The sequence below is a fragment of the Archangium violaceum genome, assembly GCF_016859125.1.
Lineage (GTDB): Bacteria > Myxococcota > Myxococcia > Myxococcales > Myxococcaceae > Archangium > Archangium violaceum_A.
This window is the reverse complement of sequence record NZ_CP069338.1, coordinates 1403611-1419234: the sequence shown is the minus strand read 5'-3', so window position 1 is coordinate 1419234 and position 15624 is coordinate 1403611. Positions and strand designations below refer to the sequence as shown.

General features: G+C 67.1%; 9 protein-coding genes. 4 read left to right on the top strand and 5 right to left on the bottom strand.

Features of this window, described 5'->3' with window-relative positions; genetic code table 11:
* Window positions 1–435 precede the first annotated feature (435 nt).
* From JQX13_RS06000 to JQX13_RS05990, 3 genes are read right to left on the bottom strand one after another with little or no spacing between them, the layout of a single operon-like run.
* Window positions 436–1065, bottom strand: a complete 630-nt coding sequence (locus tag JQX13_RS06000; RefSeq protein ID WP_203408109.1) for an FMN-dependent NADH-azoreductase — start codon at window positions 1063–1065, stop codon at window positions 436–438.
* 8 nt (window positions 1066–1073) lie between these two features.
* Complete coding sequence (locus tag JQX13_RS05995) at window positions 1074–1520, bottom strand: GNAT family N-acetyltransferase (RefSeq protein WP_203408108.1); 447 nt, start codon at window positions 1518–1520, stop codon at window positions 1074–1076.
* Entirely contained in the window at window positions 1517–2005 is a 489-nt protein-coding gene (locus JQX13_RS05990) for a carboxymuconolactone decarboxylase family protein (protein ID WP_203408107.1), read from the bottom strand. Before JQX13_RS05990 ends, JQX13_RS05995 begins: the two co-directional genes overlap by 4 nt.
* 214 nt (window positions 2006–2219) lie before the next feature.
* On the opposite strand from JQX13_RS05990, the gene JQX13_RS05985 reads away from it, so the two are divergent.
* Window positions 2220–2573 carry a MarR family winged helix-turn-helix transcriptional regulator gene (locus JQX13_RS05985; RefSeq protein WP_203408106.1) on the top strand — a complete coding sequence of 118 codons (354 nt, stop codon included), beginning with the start codon at window positions 2220–2222 and terminating at the stop codon, window positions 2571–2573.
* A gap of 9 nt (window positions 2574–2582) precedes the next feature.
* Here JQX13_RS05985 and JQX13_RS05980 read toward each other — a convergent pair whose 3' ends face one another.
* Window positions 2583–2912 carry a response regulator gene (locus JQX13_RS05980; protein ID WP_203408105.1) on the bottom strand — a complete coding sequence of 110 codons (330 nt, stop codon included), beginning with the start codon at window positions 2910–2912 and terminating at the stop codon, window positions 2583–2585.
* 15 nt (window positions 2913–2927) lie between these two features.
* A complete protein-coding gene (locus JQX13_RS05975) occupies window positions 2928–4445 on the bottom strand; it encodes a rhamnogalacturonan lyase (RefSeq protein ID WP_203408104.1) in 1518 nt (505 codons plus the stop codon).
* A 1267-nt stretch (window positions 4446–5712) separates the two neighbouring features.
* Between JQX13_RS05975 and JQX13_RS05970 the strand changes: the two genes are divergently transcribed.
* The 3 genes from JQX13_RS05970 to JQX13_RS05960 all read left to right on the top strand — a co-directional run bounded on the left by JQX13_RS05970 (window position 5713) and on the right by JQX13_RS05960 (window position 15571).
* Entirely contained in the window at window positions 5713–11004 is a 5292-nt protein-coding gene (locus JQX13_RS05970) for a trifunctional serine/threonine-protein kinase/ATP-binding protein/sensor histidine kinase (RefSeq protein WP_203408103.1), read from the top strand.
* A gap of 582 nt (window positions 11005–11586) precedes the next feature.
* Entirely contained in the window at window positions 11587–12099 is a 513-nt protein-coding gene (locus JQX13_RS05965; RefSeq protein ID WP_203408102.1) for a transposase, read from the top strand.
* Window positions 12100–12466: 367 nt separating this feature from the next.
* Window positions 12467–15571 carry an Ig-like domain-containing protein gene (locus tag JQX13_RS05960; protein WP_203408101.1) on the top strand — a complete coding sequence of 1035 codons (3105 nt, stop codon included), beginning with the start codon at window positions 12467–12469 and terminating at the stop codon, window positions 15569–15571.
* Window positions 15572–15624: the final 53 nt, after the last annotated feature.

Here is a 15624-nt window from a genome sequence, read left to right as displayed (position 1 = left end):
GAGCCAGGCCCCTGCCTCGCACCTGCTGGGAGCGCGGCCAGGGCCGGCGTGTACCCCAACGGGCTGCGCGGCTTCTCCACCGACTGGTGCACTGCTCGGGCGGCCCCCGTCAGCGGCCCTCCTCGGCCCCTGCGCTCCAGCCCTCACCCTCAACAGGCCTTCTATTCGCCCTATGCGTACCGCATCACACCGCGCGATAGCCCCGACAAAGCGCTCGATGTCGCGGGGCATGGGACGGCGGACAACACCAATGTGCTGCAGTGGTCCTAGCCGGCGGCGTGCGCCAGTTCGTCCAGGAACGACTGGTAGACAAAGGCCCGCTCACCACCTGAGCCACCAGCTTGCGCCCCGGTTCGGGATTTTGCGTCGGCACCCAGAGCTCGACCTCGTGGGCGAGCGGCGGTGATGTGCGCGCATGGGGACCCGCCTGCTCACTCAGGCCCGGGTCCCCAGCTGCCCTGCCTGCATGTCGATCCACGTGCGTGCCCGCTCGAGCGCGTGCGCCACGTGCGTGTCGCCCCGAAGGAGGTTGTCGAGGCGCAGCACATGGAGGGTGGAGATGCCGACGGTGCCGAGCACGTAGCGCAGGTACGGTGTGAGGAAGTCCACCTGGTCCGCTGGCCCATCGCCAAATGGACCGCCGCACGCCACCACCACCAGTACGGGACGGTCTGGAAGCAGTCCCACCTTTCCCGCCGGCGTGCTGCGAAACGTGCGGCGCGGACGCACCACCAGATCGATCCACGCCTTCAGCGGTGCGGGCACGGTGAAGTTGTGCATCGGTGTGTCGATGACGACGAGGTCGGCGGCCTCCAGCTCACCAATGAGGTGCTCCGAAAACGCGAGCGCCTCGACGTGCGCCGGTCCACGTGCGTCCTCGGGCATCAGGCTCGCCTCGACGAACCGGCTGTCCGGATATGGTGGCGGCTGGCGGGCGAGATCGCGTTCAATGACTCGCATGTCTGGCCGGGCGGTGCCAATGCGCGCGACGAGCTCGCGGCCGATCCTCCGGCTGTACGAGGCGTCCCCTCGCGGGCTCACGGTCATGTGGAGAAGCGTGCTCATCTCGCTCTTCAACCCAGCGGCATGGAAAAGCGCAGTGCCGTTGCGAGCAGGCCTGCGCGGTAGTAGAAGCGGTGGCCGAGCACATTCGACAACGCCGTATCGAGGAGGAGCTTCCCGCAGCCGAGCGCCCGGCCCTCTTCCTCCAGACGCGTTATCAGGCGTTGCCCGTGTCCGTTGCCGCGCTCGGCCTCCGACGTCACGAGATCATCGACGTAGAGATGGGGACCGTGCATGAGGTTGTCCTGTACACGGAACCCCGCGAGCGCCAGCGGCTGACCCTCCTTCCACAGGACCAGGAGGCGATAGCCAGCCCGGGTCTGGCGGCGCCACCTCTCGAGGAACTCCGCCTCTGAGGCCAGATGCGGCCGGAGTTGGCGCATGAGCGGGTAGCACGCGGCCACATCGGCGGCGTCATCCGCGTAGCGCATGTCGGGCGGAAGCGGTGCCGCGCTCATGCCGCACCCCCTGTCGTTGTCTGCTGGGGGAGGGGTGGCGAGAAGCGGAAGGCGATGCCGATGCGGTTCCAGACGTTGATGGTGCCGATCGCCGTCGTCAGGAAGGCCAGCTCGGTGTCCGAGAAGCGTGCCGAGACCGCGGCATAGGCTTCGTCGGACACCTCCTGGCCCGCGATGTCGGTGAGCAGCTCCGTCCACTCCAGCGCGGCGCGTTCACGCTCCGAGAAGACGCCCGCGTCGCGCCACACGGCGAGCAGATCCAGCTTCGGTTGGGGTACCTCGAGGGTGCGCGCGATGTTCAGATGGTACTGCACGCAGAAGGCGCACCCGTTGATCTGCGAGGCGCGCAGCTTGACCAGCTCCAGCAGGTCCTTCTCAAGTCCCGACTGCCCGACGGCCTGCCCAAGCGCGAGGATGGCGGCATTGGCGGCGGGGGCGATGCGCTTGAAGTCCGCCCATTCCTGGCGGGCGTGCGGATTCGGCATGACAGCTCCTCTCACGAGTCGTGATAATATCAGGGTTCTAACATGATGTTCGAGTTCTGACAACATGCCCAGGTCCCGCTCCCCTCGTCCTCCTTCCCCGACACCCTCTCGCCCGGTGCCGCGCGCCGGCGAAGGCAAACGTGGCGAGGAGGGATATCTCGGTTATCTGCTCCGTCAGGCCAGCGCGGTGTATCGCCTCAAGGTGGAACGCGCGTTGTCGGATCTGGACGTGACGCCGCCGCAGTTCTCCGTGCTGACCATGCTGGTCGCGTACCCGGGCCTATCCAACGCCGACCTCGCCCGCTTGTCCCTGCTGACACCGCAGACGGTGAGCGTCATCGTGGCCAACCTGGAGCGGAGCGGCGCCATCAGCCGTCGGCCCCACGCCGTCCACGGACGCATCCAACACATCGATGTGACGGACAAGGGCGCGGCGCTCCTGGCTCGTTGTCGCGAGCGCGTCAGGGGGCTCGAGCAGCAACTCCTGGAGGGGCTGTCCGCCGACGAGGAGCGGGTGATTCGACGATGGCTGGTCGGTCTGGCGGTCGAGGGCGAGCCGGAGGATTGACGTGCCTGCTCAAGCGTGGACGGTCGCCGGAGCAGGGCGCAGCGCGGCTTCGGAAGAACTGTCGAGCGCCTGGGTCACAGCATCCTCGAACTCCTTCAACGGGCAGACCTTCGAGCGGACCGCCCAGACGCCTGGAGTCCGGGGAACTCGCCGGGTGCTGTGCAGGGTGATGGGAATGCCGTGGAGCCGGGGCTCCTGAAGGATGTGCCAGCAGAGCTCGACCCCATCCAGGCGAGGCATCATCCAATCCGTTACGATCAGGTTCGGCCGCTGCCGGCCAGTCAGCTCCAGGGCCTCGAGGCCATCGTGCGCATGGATGACCTCATAGCCCATGATCATTCTATTGCGGCTCGCTCAGGGCGTGCGGAGCGCTGGCAGGGTTACGCTGCTCATACCGTTGCCGAGAAAGAAGCTCGGGTGGGCAGGCTGGTTGTAGCCCATGTTCTGACCGGCGACCTGCACACGATACTGCGGATCGTGCATCAGCGTCGGAATGCGGTAGCTGGTTTCGAGCGGGGTGGTGAAGAGCAGCAAGGCGGTACTGGCGTTGTTGCGCAGCACGACCTCTTCGCGCCAGTCACCGAGGATGTCCGCGGAGATCACCGGGTTGGACTTGGTGCCGTTGTTGGACGCGGCATCATGGTTCGAAGCGGTGAGCAGGCGGGTCAGGCTCAGGGTGCTGGGCACCCATTTGTCGATCTTCACGCCATCGAGCAGTTCGCGTGAGAGGTCCCCATCCCACCACACGGCCATGTTCACGCTGCCCGGGCGCGCGGTCGAGGAGATCTGCACGCCCGCGGCGCTCATCAGCACCGTACCGGCGGTACTCCAGCACTCTTCTCCCGGATCGGCCGGGTTGATGTCCGCGCACATGCCGCGGCCGACGTCCGCGCCCGACCCGTAGCCCCACAGGTCGGTACCGGTGGCGGCATCATGCATTTCCATTCCGCGGTTGCTGCCGTACGTGCCCGGAGACTCGTGCACCATGAAGACTTGCTTGCCGCCGCGGTTCGGGTTGAGTACGCCGACATGCAACGCATCGCCGTGGCCGAGGCCGGTGCGGTAGAGCAGGCGCCCGTCGCTGTTGAGCGTGGCGGCGCCGTAGATGATGTCGTCCTTGCCGTCGTCGTTCACATCGGCAACGCTGAACCAGTGCGCGCCTTCGCCGTAGGCGCCCGAACCAGGGGTCGAGCTGTCGTGGATCCAGCGCTGGGTCAGCTTGCCGTCACGCCAGTCCCAGGCCACGATCACCGCGCGGGTGTAGTAGCCGCGAGAGAACACGGCGGAGGGCCGGGTGCCGTCGAGATAGGCCACGCCGACGAGGATGCGATCCACGCGGTTGCCGTAGTTGTCGCCCCAGCTGGACACGGTGCCGCGCGCGGGCAGGTAGTTGGTGGTGGCCATGGCGGCACCGGTGGCACCGTTGAAGACGGTCAGGTATTCCGGGCCGGAGAGGATGTAGCCGGAGCTGTTGCGATGGTCGGCCGAGCTGGAGCCGATCACCGTGCCCTTGCCGTCCACGGTGCCGTCAGCGGTCTTGAGCATTACTTCGGCCCTGCCGTCCCCGTCGAGGTCATACACGACCATCGAGGTGTAGTGCGCACTGGCGCGGATGTTCTTTCCCAGATCGATACGCCACAGGCGTGTGCCGTTGAGCTTGTAGGCGTCGATGAGGGTGTTGCCGGTGTAGCCTGACTGGGAGTTGTCCTTGGCATTGGTTGGCTGCCACTTGAGCACGAGCTCGTATTCGCCGTCGCCGTCGAGATCGGCCACCGAGCCGTCATTGGCTTCGTAGGTGTAGGCCACACCGTCCGGTGTGGTGCCACCGGCGGGCTTGGAGAGCGCGATCTTGAGGTAGGGGTTGGCCAGCACCGTGGCGCTGCTACCGGACTGCTCGGTTCCCTCAAGCAGGTGCGGAGGAGGCGAGCGCGATGCTTGAGGTAGCGGCCAGGAAGGAGCGGATGAAGGAGAGGACGCCGCGAGTGGATTGGGCAGAGTTGCTCAAGAGGACGTTCGACTTCGACGTGTTCGTCTGCGTGAGGTGTGGAGGCAGGCGGCGGGTGCTGGCGTATGTGAAGCAAGCGAGCGGGGTGGGAGCGATTGTGGAGCACCAGGGATTGCCCATGGCAGGTGCGCGTCTGGCCCCAGAGCGAGGGCCACATAAGGCCGAGTGGTGTTGAGGCTCAAGAGAGCCAAGAGGCCCACGTCCCCTGCCGCACCCCTCCTGGGATGACGGCCTGGGCCGGCGTGTACCCCAAGGGGACTGCGCGGCCTCTCCACCGGCCTGGCGCACCACTCGGCCGGCCCCCTTCAGCGGCCCTCCTCCACCTCTCTGCTCCAGCCCACTCCCTCAACAGACCTCCCATCCTTCTTATACGCCAGCCAATGCCCTACGGTTGCCCATCCCGATCACGGCACCAAAGACTCTGGCTGGCACGTGTAGGGGTGGAAACGATCCTGCACAAACGCGGGCTTTCGATCTTCGCGACCGTAGGAAAGCGCGCGATCTAGTCGCAGGTGCCTGGATCAGGAAATTCGCGCGGATGGGCGCCCAGAGGCTTGGACTCGGGGCGCTCCAGCCGCCATCGCGCCGCGCGAAGTGCTCGAAATGATTGGACCACGCTGCGGCGCGAAGGGAGATAACGGTCGCGCTGGCCGCAATCGAAATCCCGCGCTTCTCGGAGATCGTCTCCACGGGTAGCTGAAGCCGTCGCCCTCGGCGGCTAGGCGCTGGAAGAAGAATGCGCACTCGGCTACGGCGCGCGAATGCAGGCGGTCGCGCGAGCCTTCGTCGGCACTGTCGCCCGCCACTGGTCATCCATTACCTCGGCCATGGCTCCGAGGGGCGCTTGAGCGGGCAGGGAGTGGAGAGGGCCATGGACGATCGAGATTCCCTGTCCTGTTAACCCCGTACCCGGCGCGTGATTTGTGCGGACTGGAGCCCATACCTGGAGCCGCTTCGACACACGGCTTCCTCGGGGAGCCACCTTGCGCCAGCGCGAGAACCTGCTCACTCGGCAGTCCTCCATCGGTGCAGCCTCGAAACGCTCCCAGTCCCAGGTATTGTTCGTTCATTAACATTGCAGGCTCTGTCAGCCTGAGGCAGCGAGAGCTCGCAGCCACATAAGGGGCCTCAACCATGTTGGACATTCCGGGTTACCGAGTGCTGGGCACCATTCGAGCCACCGGCTCGAACGTGCTCTTCCAGGCCATGCGTGAGGCCGACGGCATGCCCGTCATCATCAAAACCCCCATGGCTCCCACTCCGGGGCCCAGCGAGCGCGAGCGCTACCGCCGCGAGTTCGGCATCCTCCAGCGCCTCAAGGATGTGCGCGGCGTCGCACGGCCCTACGCCTGCGAGCGCATCCGCGAGCGCCCCATCCTCCTGCTCGAGAAAATCCAAGGTGAGACGCTCTCCGAGTCCCTGGGCAAGGCCCTGGACATTCCTCGCTGCCTCCACATCGCCATCTCCCTGGCCTCCACCCTGGCCCAGATCCACGCGCGCAACGTCATCCACAAGGACATCAAGCCCTCCAACATCATCGTCGAGCCTTCCGGCGAGGCGCGCCTCATCGACTTCGGCGTGGCCACCCTCCAGAAGGTCGAGCACCTGGATGCGGCTGCCTCTCACCTCATTGAAGGCACTCTGGCCTACATGTCCCCGGAGCAAACCGGGCGCATGAACCGCGCGGTGGACTACCGCACCGACTTCTACTCCCTGGGCGTCACCCTCTACGAGCTGCTCTCCGGCCAGCGTCCTTTCCACGGCCGTGATGCGCTCGAGTGGTTCCACGCTCACATGGCCCAGAGCCCCAAGCCTCTGAGCGAGCTCAACCCCGAGGTGCCTCCGGCCCTGTCCGCCGTCGTGCTCAAGCTGCTGGCCAAGGTGGCCGAGGAGCGTTACCAGAGCGCAGAGGGCCTCAAGGCCGACCTGGAGCGCTGCCGCGACGGGCTGAGCCGGAACGCGCTGGTGGATTTCTCGCCCGGCGCCAACGACACCCCCAGCCGCTTCCAGCTGCCCCAGCGCCTCTACGGCCGCGAGGCTCAGGTCTCCACCTTGCTCGAAGGCTTCGAGCGTGTCCTCTTGCATGGGAAGCCCGAGCTGTTCCTGGTGAGCGGCTACTCGGGCATCGGCAAGTCCGCCGTGGTGCACGAGCTGCACAAGCCCGTGGTTCAGCGGCGCGGCTTCTTCCTCAGCGGCAAGTTCGATCAGTTCCAGCGCGACATCCCCTACTCCACCCTCGCTCAGGCCATCCGCGGCCTGGTTCAGCAGCTGCTGGCCGGCACCGATGAGGACATTGCCCGGTGGCGCCATCAGGTGAATCAGACATGGGGGAGTCACGGCCAGGCGCTGGTGGATCTGGTCCCCCAGCTGGAGGTGGTGGTGGGCAAGCAGCCCCCGCTCCAGGAGCTGCCTCCCACCGAGGCCCGACACCGGTTGTATCGGGTCATCCGCCAGTTCCTGCAGGTGTTCGCCACCCCTGAGCACCCGCTGGTGATGTTCCTGGACGACCTGCAGTGGGCGGACCTGGCCAGCCTCAAGCTCATCCAGCTTCTGCTGTCCGAATCGGAAACACCCCCGGTGCAGTGGATTGGCGCCTACCGCGACAACGAGGTGAGCCCTTCCCACCCCCTGGTCCCAGTGCTGGAGGAGGTGCGCAAGGCCGACGCACGCGTGACGGACATCCGGCTGGAACCCCTGAACGCTGATCAGGTGACGCAGCTGGTGCGGGATACCCTCCCAGGGGTGGAAGAGAACATGGCGGCCGCCCTCTCGGCGCTGGTGCACGAGAAGACCGGCGGCAACCCCTTCTTCCTCCTGCAGCTCATGGTGACGCTCAACCAGGACGGCCTGCTGGTTCGCGAGCCCGGCGGCGGCTGGCGCTGGAATGCCGAAGGCGTCCGCTCCAAGGACTACTCCGACAACGTCGTCGACTTCATGCTCGACAAGCTGCGCCAGTTCCCCGCCGGCACTCAGCACCTGCTCCAGCTGGCCGCCTGTGTCGGCAACACCTTCTCCGTCCAGATGCTGGGCACCCTCGCCGACCTGGAGGAGTTGGGGGACGTGGAGCAGCGGCTGGAGCCCGCGCTCCAGGAAGGCATTCTGACGCGTGTGGGGCCGGAGCAATACCGCTTCCTTCACGACCGCATCCAACAGGCGGCCCACACGCTCAGCTCCGAAGAAGAGCGCAAGGCCATTCATCTGCGTATCGGCCGGCTGTTGCTGCGGCGCCTGTCCCAGGAGGAGGTGAACGACAAGATCTTCGACGTGGTGAGCCAGCTCAACGCCGGGGTGGAGCTGCTCCACGAGCCCTCGGGACGTCACCAGGTGGCACGGCTCAACGCCCAGGCCGGAAAGAAGGCTGAGGCCGCGGTGGCACCTCGCCCCGCCATCACCTACTTCACCACGGCCTTCGCCCTCATTCCCGGGGACCCCTGGGAAACGGACTACGCGCTGGCCTTCCAGGTGCGGCTGGCGCGTGCCCGGTGCGAGCTCCAGGTCGGCAATACCGCCGAGGCGCGCCGCCTGGCGGAGGAGCTCCTCTCTCGGGCCCGCGACCACGAGGACGCCACGGCTGCCTCCTCTCTGAAGAGCGCTTCCCTTCTGGCCGAGGGCGACCCGCAGGGCTCCATCACCTGCATGCGGGAGTGCCTGGCGAAGCTGGGCATCTCCCTGTCTTCACACCCCACGGGCGAAGAGGCGGCCGCCGCCTACGAGGAAGTCCATACGCTGCTTGGAGGCCGCTCCGTCGAGAGTCTCCTCGAGCTGCCGCTCATGACCGACCCGGACATGAAGCGGGTGATGCGTGCCCTCTCCACACTCTGGGAAGCGGCCTATGTCGCGAACGCCAACCTGCTCATCATCGTCCTGAGCCGGATGGTCTCGCTCACCCTCCGTCATGGCTTTACAGCCGATGCGGTGCCTGGCTTCGGCTGGCTCGGAGGAATAGCGGGCTCTGGCTTCAAGCAGTACCAGGAAGGACTGACCCTGGGCCTGCTCGCCCGAGGCTTCGTCGAGCGGTACGACTTGACCGCCCTCCGGACGACCGCGTTCTTGAGCCTGCATCTCATCACCAACTGGACCCAGCCCCTCTCCGTCTCCCAGGAACTCCTCCTGAGCTGCTTCCAACACGGGCTCCAGTCGGGCGACTTCGTCAAAGCCAGCTACGGCTCCATCTCGTTCCTGGAAGTCCGCCTGGCCATGGGGCAGAACCTGGAGGACATCTCCAAGGATGTGCTCAGCCGCGGCGAGTTCGTGCGGAAGGCCGGTCTCAAGGATCCGCAGGACATCATCGCCTGTTTCCAGGCCTACGTTCAGCAACTGCGCGGGGGCTCGCTCTCGTTCGACACGCTGAGCGGGAACGGCTTCGACGAGCAGGCCTTCGAGGCCACGCTGACCCCCCAGCGCATGGGCACCACGCGGTGCGAGTACTGGCTCATCAAGCTCCAGTCTCGCTTCATGTGCGGCGCCTACCGGGAGGCGCTCGAAGCAGCGAACAAGGCGGCCGAGCTCCTCTGGGGCGTCGTGGGCAGCATCACCGGCAGGGAGTACCACCTCTACCGCGCGCTGGCCCTGGCAGCCTGCTTCGAGGGAGCCACGCCCGAGGAGCAGCCGAAGTTCCTTGAGGACATTGAGCGCCACCGGCAGCAACTGGCGGAGTGGGCGGAGCAGTGCTCCGAGAACTTCCGCGCGGCCGAGCGGATGGTAGCTGGCGAGCGGGCCCGCCTCGAAAGCAAGCCGGACGAGGCAACCCGCGCGTACGAGGAGGCCATCCGTTCAGCGAGAGAGAGCGGGGCCACACAGCTCGTGGGTTTGGCCAGCGAGCTGGCGGCGAGCTTCTGGCGCACGCGGCAGGCCCCCATCGTCGCCCATGCCTTCGCGCGGGAGGCGCGCGCCGCGTACCTGCACTGGGGCGCCCTGGGCAAGGTCGAGCACCTGGATGCGCAGTGGCCTCAGCTCCAAGCGTCGTCGGTCACCGAAGGTACGGATACCAGCAGCACGAACTCGACCCGGATCGACGCGCTCACGGTCGTCAAAGCCCAACAGGCCATCTCCGGTGAGATCGTCCTGGAGCGCCTGGTGGCCACGCTGATGCGCGCCGCCATCGAGAACGCCGGGGCGCAGCGAGGCGCCCTGCTGCTGCCCACGGGCGACACGCTCACGGTGGCGGCCACCTCCGATGCTTCTCCGGACAGCCTCTCTGTCTCCCCCAGCGAGGACTCCAAGCACGCACTGCCGTGGACGATCCTGTCGTACGTGCGGCGCACCCGGGAGCCGGTGCTCATCGGCGATGCCTCCAAGCCCCACCCCTTCTCTTCCGACCCCTACCTGGCTGGCAGCAAGGCGCGCTCCGTCCTGTGCCTTCCCCTCATGCGCCAGGAGCAGTTCTCCGGAGTCCTCTATCTGGAGAACAACCTGGCCACCAACGCCTTCAGCCCCTCTCGCATGGCCCTGCTGGGTCACATCGCCTCCCAGGCCGCCATCTCCATCGAGAACGCTCGCCTCTACGCCGACGTCCAACAAGCCAAGGCGCAGCTGCGCAGGGCCAATGACGAGCTGGAGCAGCGCGTGGAGGAGCGCACGCGCGAGTTGAAGCAGGCCCAGGCCCGGCTGGTGGACACCGCTCGCCAGGTGGGCATGGCGGAGATCGCCTCCAACGTCCTTCACAACGCCGGCAACGTGCTCACCAGCGCCGTCATCAACATGGAGACCATGTACCGCGCCGTGGGCGCTTCCCGCGTCGGCAGGCTCAAGCAGGCCACCTCCCTGCTGCTGGAACACCGCTCCAGCCTGGCCGACTTCCTGGCCCCAGGCTCTCGCGGTGGCCACCTGCCCGACTACCTCGCCGCTCTCTCTGACGAGCTGATGCGCGAGCAGACACAGCTGCTGGAGGACCTGGATGCCATGAGCCGACATGTCGAGCACATCCGCGCCATCGTCCAGGTCCAGCAGACCTATGCCAGAACTTCCCTGATGACCGAGGAGTGCGACCTGGGTCAGCTCATCGAGGATGGCCTGCGCATCCAGCAGCCGGCGCTCCAGCGCCACGGCGTGGAAGTCCAGCGCGAGCTATCGCCGCTGCCCCGAGTGAAGGTGGACAAGCACAAGGTGCTGCAGATCCTCATCAACCTCATCAACAATGCCAAGCAAGCGTTGGATGCAATGCCTGAAGGCCAGCGCCACCTGCGCGTGACGCTGGTGGCCGACGGCAAGCTGGCGCGCATCCAGGTGGTGGACGATGGGGCGGGCATTGCCCCAGAGATCCGCCATAAACTCTTCTCCCACGGCTTCACCACTCGCAAGGAGGGCCATGGCTTCGGCCTGCACTCCAGCGCTCTGGCCGCGCAGTTGCTGGACGGGCGCCTCACCCTGGAGAGCGAAGGCCCAGGCAAGGGCGCCGTAGCCACATTGGAGTTGCCCCTCAGCTGAGTTCGGTGGAAACGATCCTCCAGAAACGCGGGCTTTCGATCCGTGAAGACCTGCACCGTGCCGTACCGCTTGGACGCGCCGGGGGGAATCGGCTCGAGCGACGTGCCCCGGAAGAAGGTCACCTTGACGTACTTGTCGAAGTAGTGAAACGCGGTGAAGTAGCCCACCTCGCCGACGCCGAAGAACGGCGTGTTCCACTTCACCGCCTTCCGCACGCCCGGGCTTCGAGGGCGACTTCGCAGGCATCGTCCTTCACTCCGTCACGCGGCGACTGACACCACCGGCTTGAGTACGTAGCGACCGTACGCCACGAAGGCAACCAGAACACCCATCACGAGCGCCCAGATCATCGGGTTCTCGGGCGTCATTCCCCCTGACGGAGGCAGAGCCGAAAGAAAAAGAGGCGAGCGCACCGCCCGAGGCAGCGGCGAAGGCGGAAGCGAAGAAGGAGCGCATGCCGCGACTGGATTGGGCCGGGCTGCTGCGCAGGACGTTCGTTTTGGACGTGTTCAAGACGCAAGAGGCGCGGGGATGAGCTGCCCGAGGAAGGGAGGCGCCTTCCAGCAGTCCTACAACGCATAGGTGGCGGTGGACGCGGACACGCAACTGATAGTGGCGCAGGAGGTTGGGCAGAGCAGCAGCGACGCTCGTCAGCTTGCCCCCATGGTGGAGCAGGTAGAGGCCAACACGGGGCTGGTGCCCAGGGAGCTGAGCGCGGACTCGGGCTACCTGTGCCAGGAGGACATTGAGAAGGTAGAGGACAAGGGCGTGGAGTGCTTCATCGCCACCGGGCGCGACAAGCATGGGGAGGAGGCGCCGCCGGCTCCGCGAGGGCGTCCGCCCAAGGGCCTGAGCTTCAAGGAGCGGATGAAGCGCAAACTGCGGACGAAGCGGGGACGCAAGGCGTATGCGCGGCGCAAGGTGACGGCCGAGCCAGTCATCGGTCAGGTGAAGAACGGAGTCCTACCGCGCTTCTCCCTGAGGGGCCTCACCAGGGTGCGAGGGGAATTCTCGCTGGCGTGCGCCGTCCACAACCTCAAGAAGCTGTGGAAGCAGGGCTGGGAGCTTCCCAGCCTGGCCGCGCAGGCCGCATAGCGGCGAGGTCGCCGCGAGGCGGGCGACCGGAGACAGTGTCCGGCCAGGTCCCAAGTATGCGTCTGTGGTGCCATATGGCGCGAGCTATGCGCTCCCGTACCTCTGGCCGATTCGCCGACAGGCTCCTAGCGAACACGCTCGGCCCCGTGCCTTTTCCGCGTGCCCGCAGGGCCTCCTGCCTTCCGGGCCGGTGCCTGGCAAGACTCCTCGTGGCTCGTCTCCATGGGCAACGCAGGTGCTCCCCCGGTCGTGTCAGGCCCGTCCTCTCTCTTCGTCCTGTCCAACTCCTGTCAGACCCGGCAGGTAGCGTGCCCCACGCTTTTCCTTTTCGAGGGGGGTCACCATGTCTGGAAGAACCCGATTCATATTGTCTTTCGTCGTGTGGAGTGGTCTGGCCTGCATCACGGGCTGCCACGAGGTCGAGCCGTCGTCCGACGTCGAGGTGAAGCGCTCCAAGCTCTCCACGGCCACGGGCTCGATGGCGGACGCACGCGTCTCCTCCACGGGCACCCGCCTGGGAGATGGCCGCGTGCTGGTGGTTGGCGGTAACAACAACCTGCTCCAGCCGCCCCGGGCCGAGGCCGAGCTCTACAATCCGGCCACGGGCACCTGGAGCGCTACCGGGCAGCTCGCGGACGGGCGCTATGGCCACACCGCGACACTGCTGTCCGACGGCAAGGTCCTGGTGGTGGCGGGCAAGAACGATCTGCCGACCGTGTCCAACGAGCTCTACGACCCGGCCACCGGGACGTGGACCACCGTGGGCTCGGACGTGTCCCGCTACTTCGCGGCGGCGGTCGCGCTCACCGACGGTCGCGTGCTGGTGAGCGGCGGCGCGGATGAGAACGGCTATTCCCTGGCCAGCGCCCGGATCATCGATCCGGTGGGCGGCAATGGCAGCACCGTGCCCCCCATGACGGCCGCGCGCTACGGCCACTCCGCGACGCTGCTGTCCGATGGCAAGGTCCTGGTGGCGGGTGGTACGGACAGCTCGGGGACGCAGCTCTTCTCCGCGGAGCTGTTCGATCCTTCCACGGGCACCTGGAGCTCCGCCGGCAACATGTACGCCGCGCATGGCAACCACACGGCCACGCGGCTCGCGGACGGTCGGGTGCTCATCGCTGGCGGCCTGGGTGGCGGAACCACGACCTCGGCCACCGAGTTCTACGAGCCCTCCACGAACACCTGGAGCCTCGCCGGCTCCCTGTCCCTGGCTCGGACCCAGCATCGGGCGTACGTGACTCCATCGGGAGAGGTCGTCGTGCTGGGGGGCATCGACAGCGGTGGAGGTCCGACCCCGAGCGCGGAGCGCTTCAACCCGACCACGGCGACGTGGAGCCCGGCGAGCCCCCTGACGGTCGCGCGGAGCGGCTTCGTGGCGGTGCCGCTCGACGGGGGCCAGGTCCTCGTCACTGGCGGGCACGATGGCTCCAATCCCCTCGCCACCGCGGAGCTGTACACCGACACGTCCTCCTGCGTCCCCACCACCTGCGCGGCGCAGGGGAAGACCTGCGGCACGGTCTCCGACGGCTGCGGCGGCTCCCTCTCGTGCGGCACCTGCCCGGGTGATCAGACGTGCTCCGCGAGCAACGTGTGCATCACTCCGGGGGCGGCTGTCTTCGACACCACCCTGCGTGCCCCTCGGTGCACCGAGGCCGGAGCGGTCTGTGATTCCGGCGCACTGCTCAACGGCCGGGGTCCCCTGGGGCCCGAGCCCAACCACCCGAACACCCTGGGTGGCTCATGCGCCGATGGGACGTCGGGGGCCTACCACACGGACGAGTCGCTCGATCGGCTCCGGGTGTCCACGGTGGATGGGACGCCCATGGCCACGGGCAAGACGGTGCGGATCGACGCCACCGCCTGGGTGTACTCGCCCGCCTATAACAAGGTGGACCTCTACTACACCGGTAACGCAAACAGCCCGACCTGGACCTTCCTCGCGACGCTGACGCCGTCCGCCTCCGGAGCGCAGACGCTCTCGGCTACCTACACGCTGCCCGCGGTCTCCTCCCTGCAGGCCGTCCGAGGGGTGTTCCGCTACAGCGGCGCGGCCTCGACGTGTGACACGGGCTCGTACAACGACCGCGACGACCTGGTCTTCCCCGTCTCCGGTCCGGTGGACTCCGCTCCGCCCACCGTGGCGCTGACCTCCCCGACGGCCGGTGCGACCGTCAGCGGGATGTCCGTGACGCTCACCGCCTCGGCCTCGGACGACGTGGGCGTGGCCCGGGTCGAGTTCTATGACGGCACCACCCTCATCGGTACGGTGAGCACTCCGCCGTACACGCTGGCCTGGAATACCCGCATCGTGGACAACGGCACGCATACGCTGACCGCCAGGGCCCATGATGTGGCGGGTCGCAGCACCGTCTCGGCGGGCGTGGCGGTGACGGTCGCCAACGACAAGAACCCCACCGTCCAGATGACCTCGCCCGCGGCGAACAGCACGGTGAGTGGCGTGATCACCCTCGCGGCCACGGCCTCGGACGACGTGGGCGTGTCCCGGGTCGTGTTCCAGGTCGATAGCACGGTCATCGCCACCCTGGCGGCGCCGCCCTACACCGTGAGCTGGAACAGCGCCACGGTGCTGGATGGCACGCACCTCCTGTCGGCCACGGCCTACGACACGGCGGGGCAGTCCTCCGGGTGGGGCTTCAACGTGACGGTGCGCCACGACTACACCGCGCCCACCACGGCACTCACCTCTCCGGCCTCGGGGGCGACGGTGACCGGGACGGTGACCCTGACGGCGAGCGCCTCGGACAACCAGATCGTCACCCGGGTCGAGTTCTATGATGGCACCACGTTGCTCGGCACCGACACGACCTCGCCCTACAGCCTGAGCTGGAACACCGCCACCTCGACCGTGGGCTCGCACACGCTGAGCACCAAGGCGTATGACTCCGCGGGCAACGTGGGCACGAGCGCGGGTGTGACGGTCACCATTCCCTCGAACGGGCCGGTCATGGCGCAGTACGACAGCACGCTGCGTGCGCCCCGGTGTAGCATCTCGGGGTCGAGCTGCGACTCTGGCTCGCTCCTTACCGGCAAGGGGAGCGGCGTCGAGCCGAATGCGCCCAATACGCTCGGCGACGCCTGCGTGGAGAACTATTACGACACCGGGCTGTCGGTGGAGCGTGTGAAGGTCTCCAGCCTGGACGGCGGGCCCATCACCTATGGGAAGACGGTGCAGATCGAGGCCACCATCCGGGCCTCTTCCTCGGCGGACCGGCTGGAGTTCTACATCTCCTCGAATCCCGAGTCCCCGATCCCGAGCTGGACCTACACCGGGTTGTCCTTCTCCATCAGCACCACTGGCTCGCAGGTGAAGACCGGGACGATCACCCTGCCGTGGGCGAGCAACATCGCCATCCGGACCGTGCTGCGGGCCTGGGGCAGCGGGACGGTGTGCTCGACTGATTGGCTCGCCCCCGATGACCGCGATGACCTGGTCTTCAAGGCCTATTAGGCGCGGTCCGGAGTGAAATGCTTCACAGGACGCCTGTGGGCCGCTTCACAGCG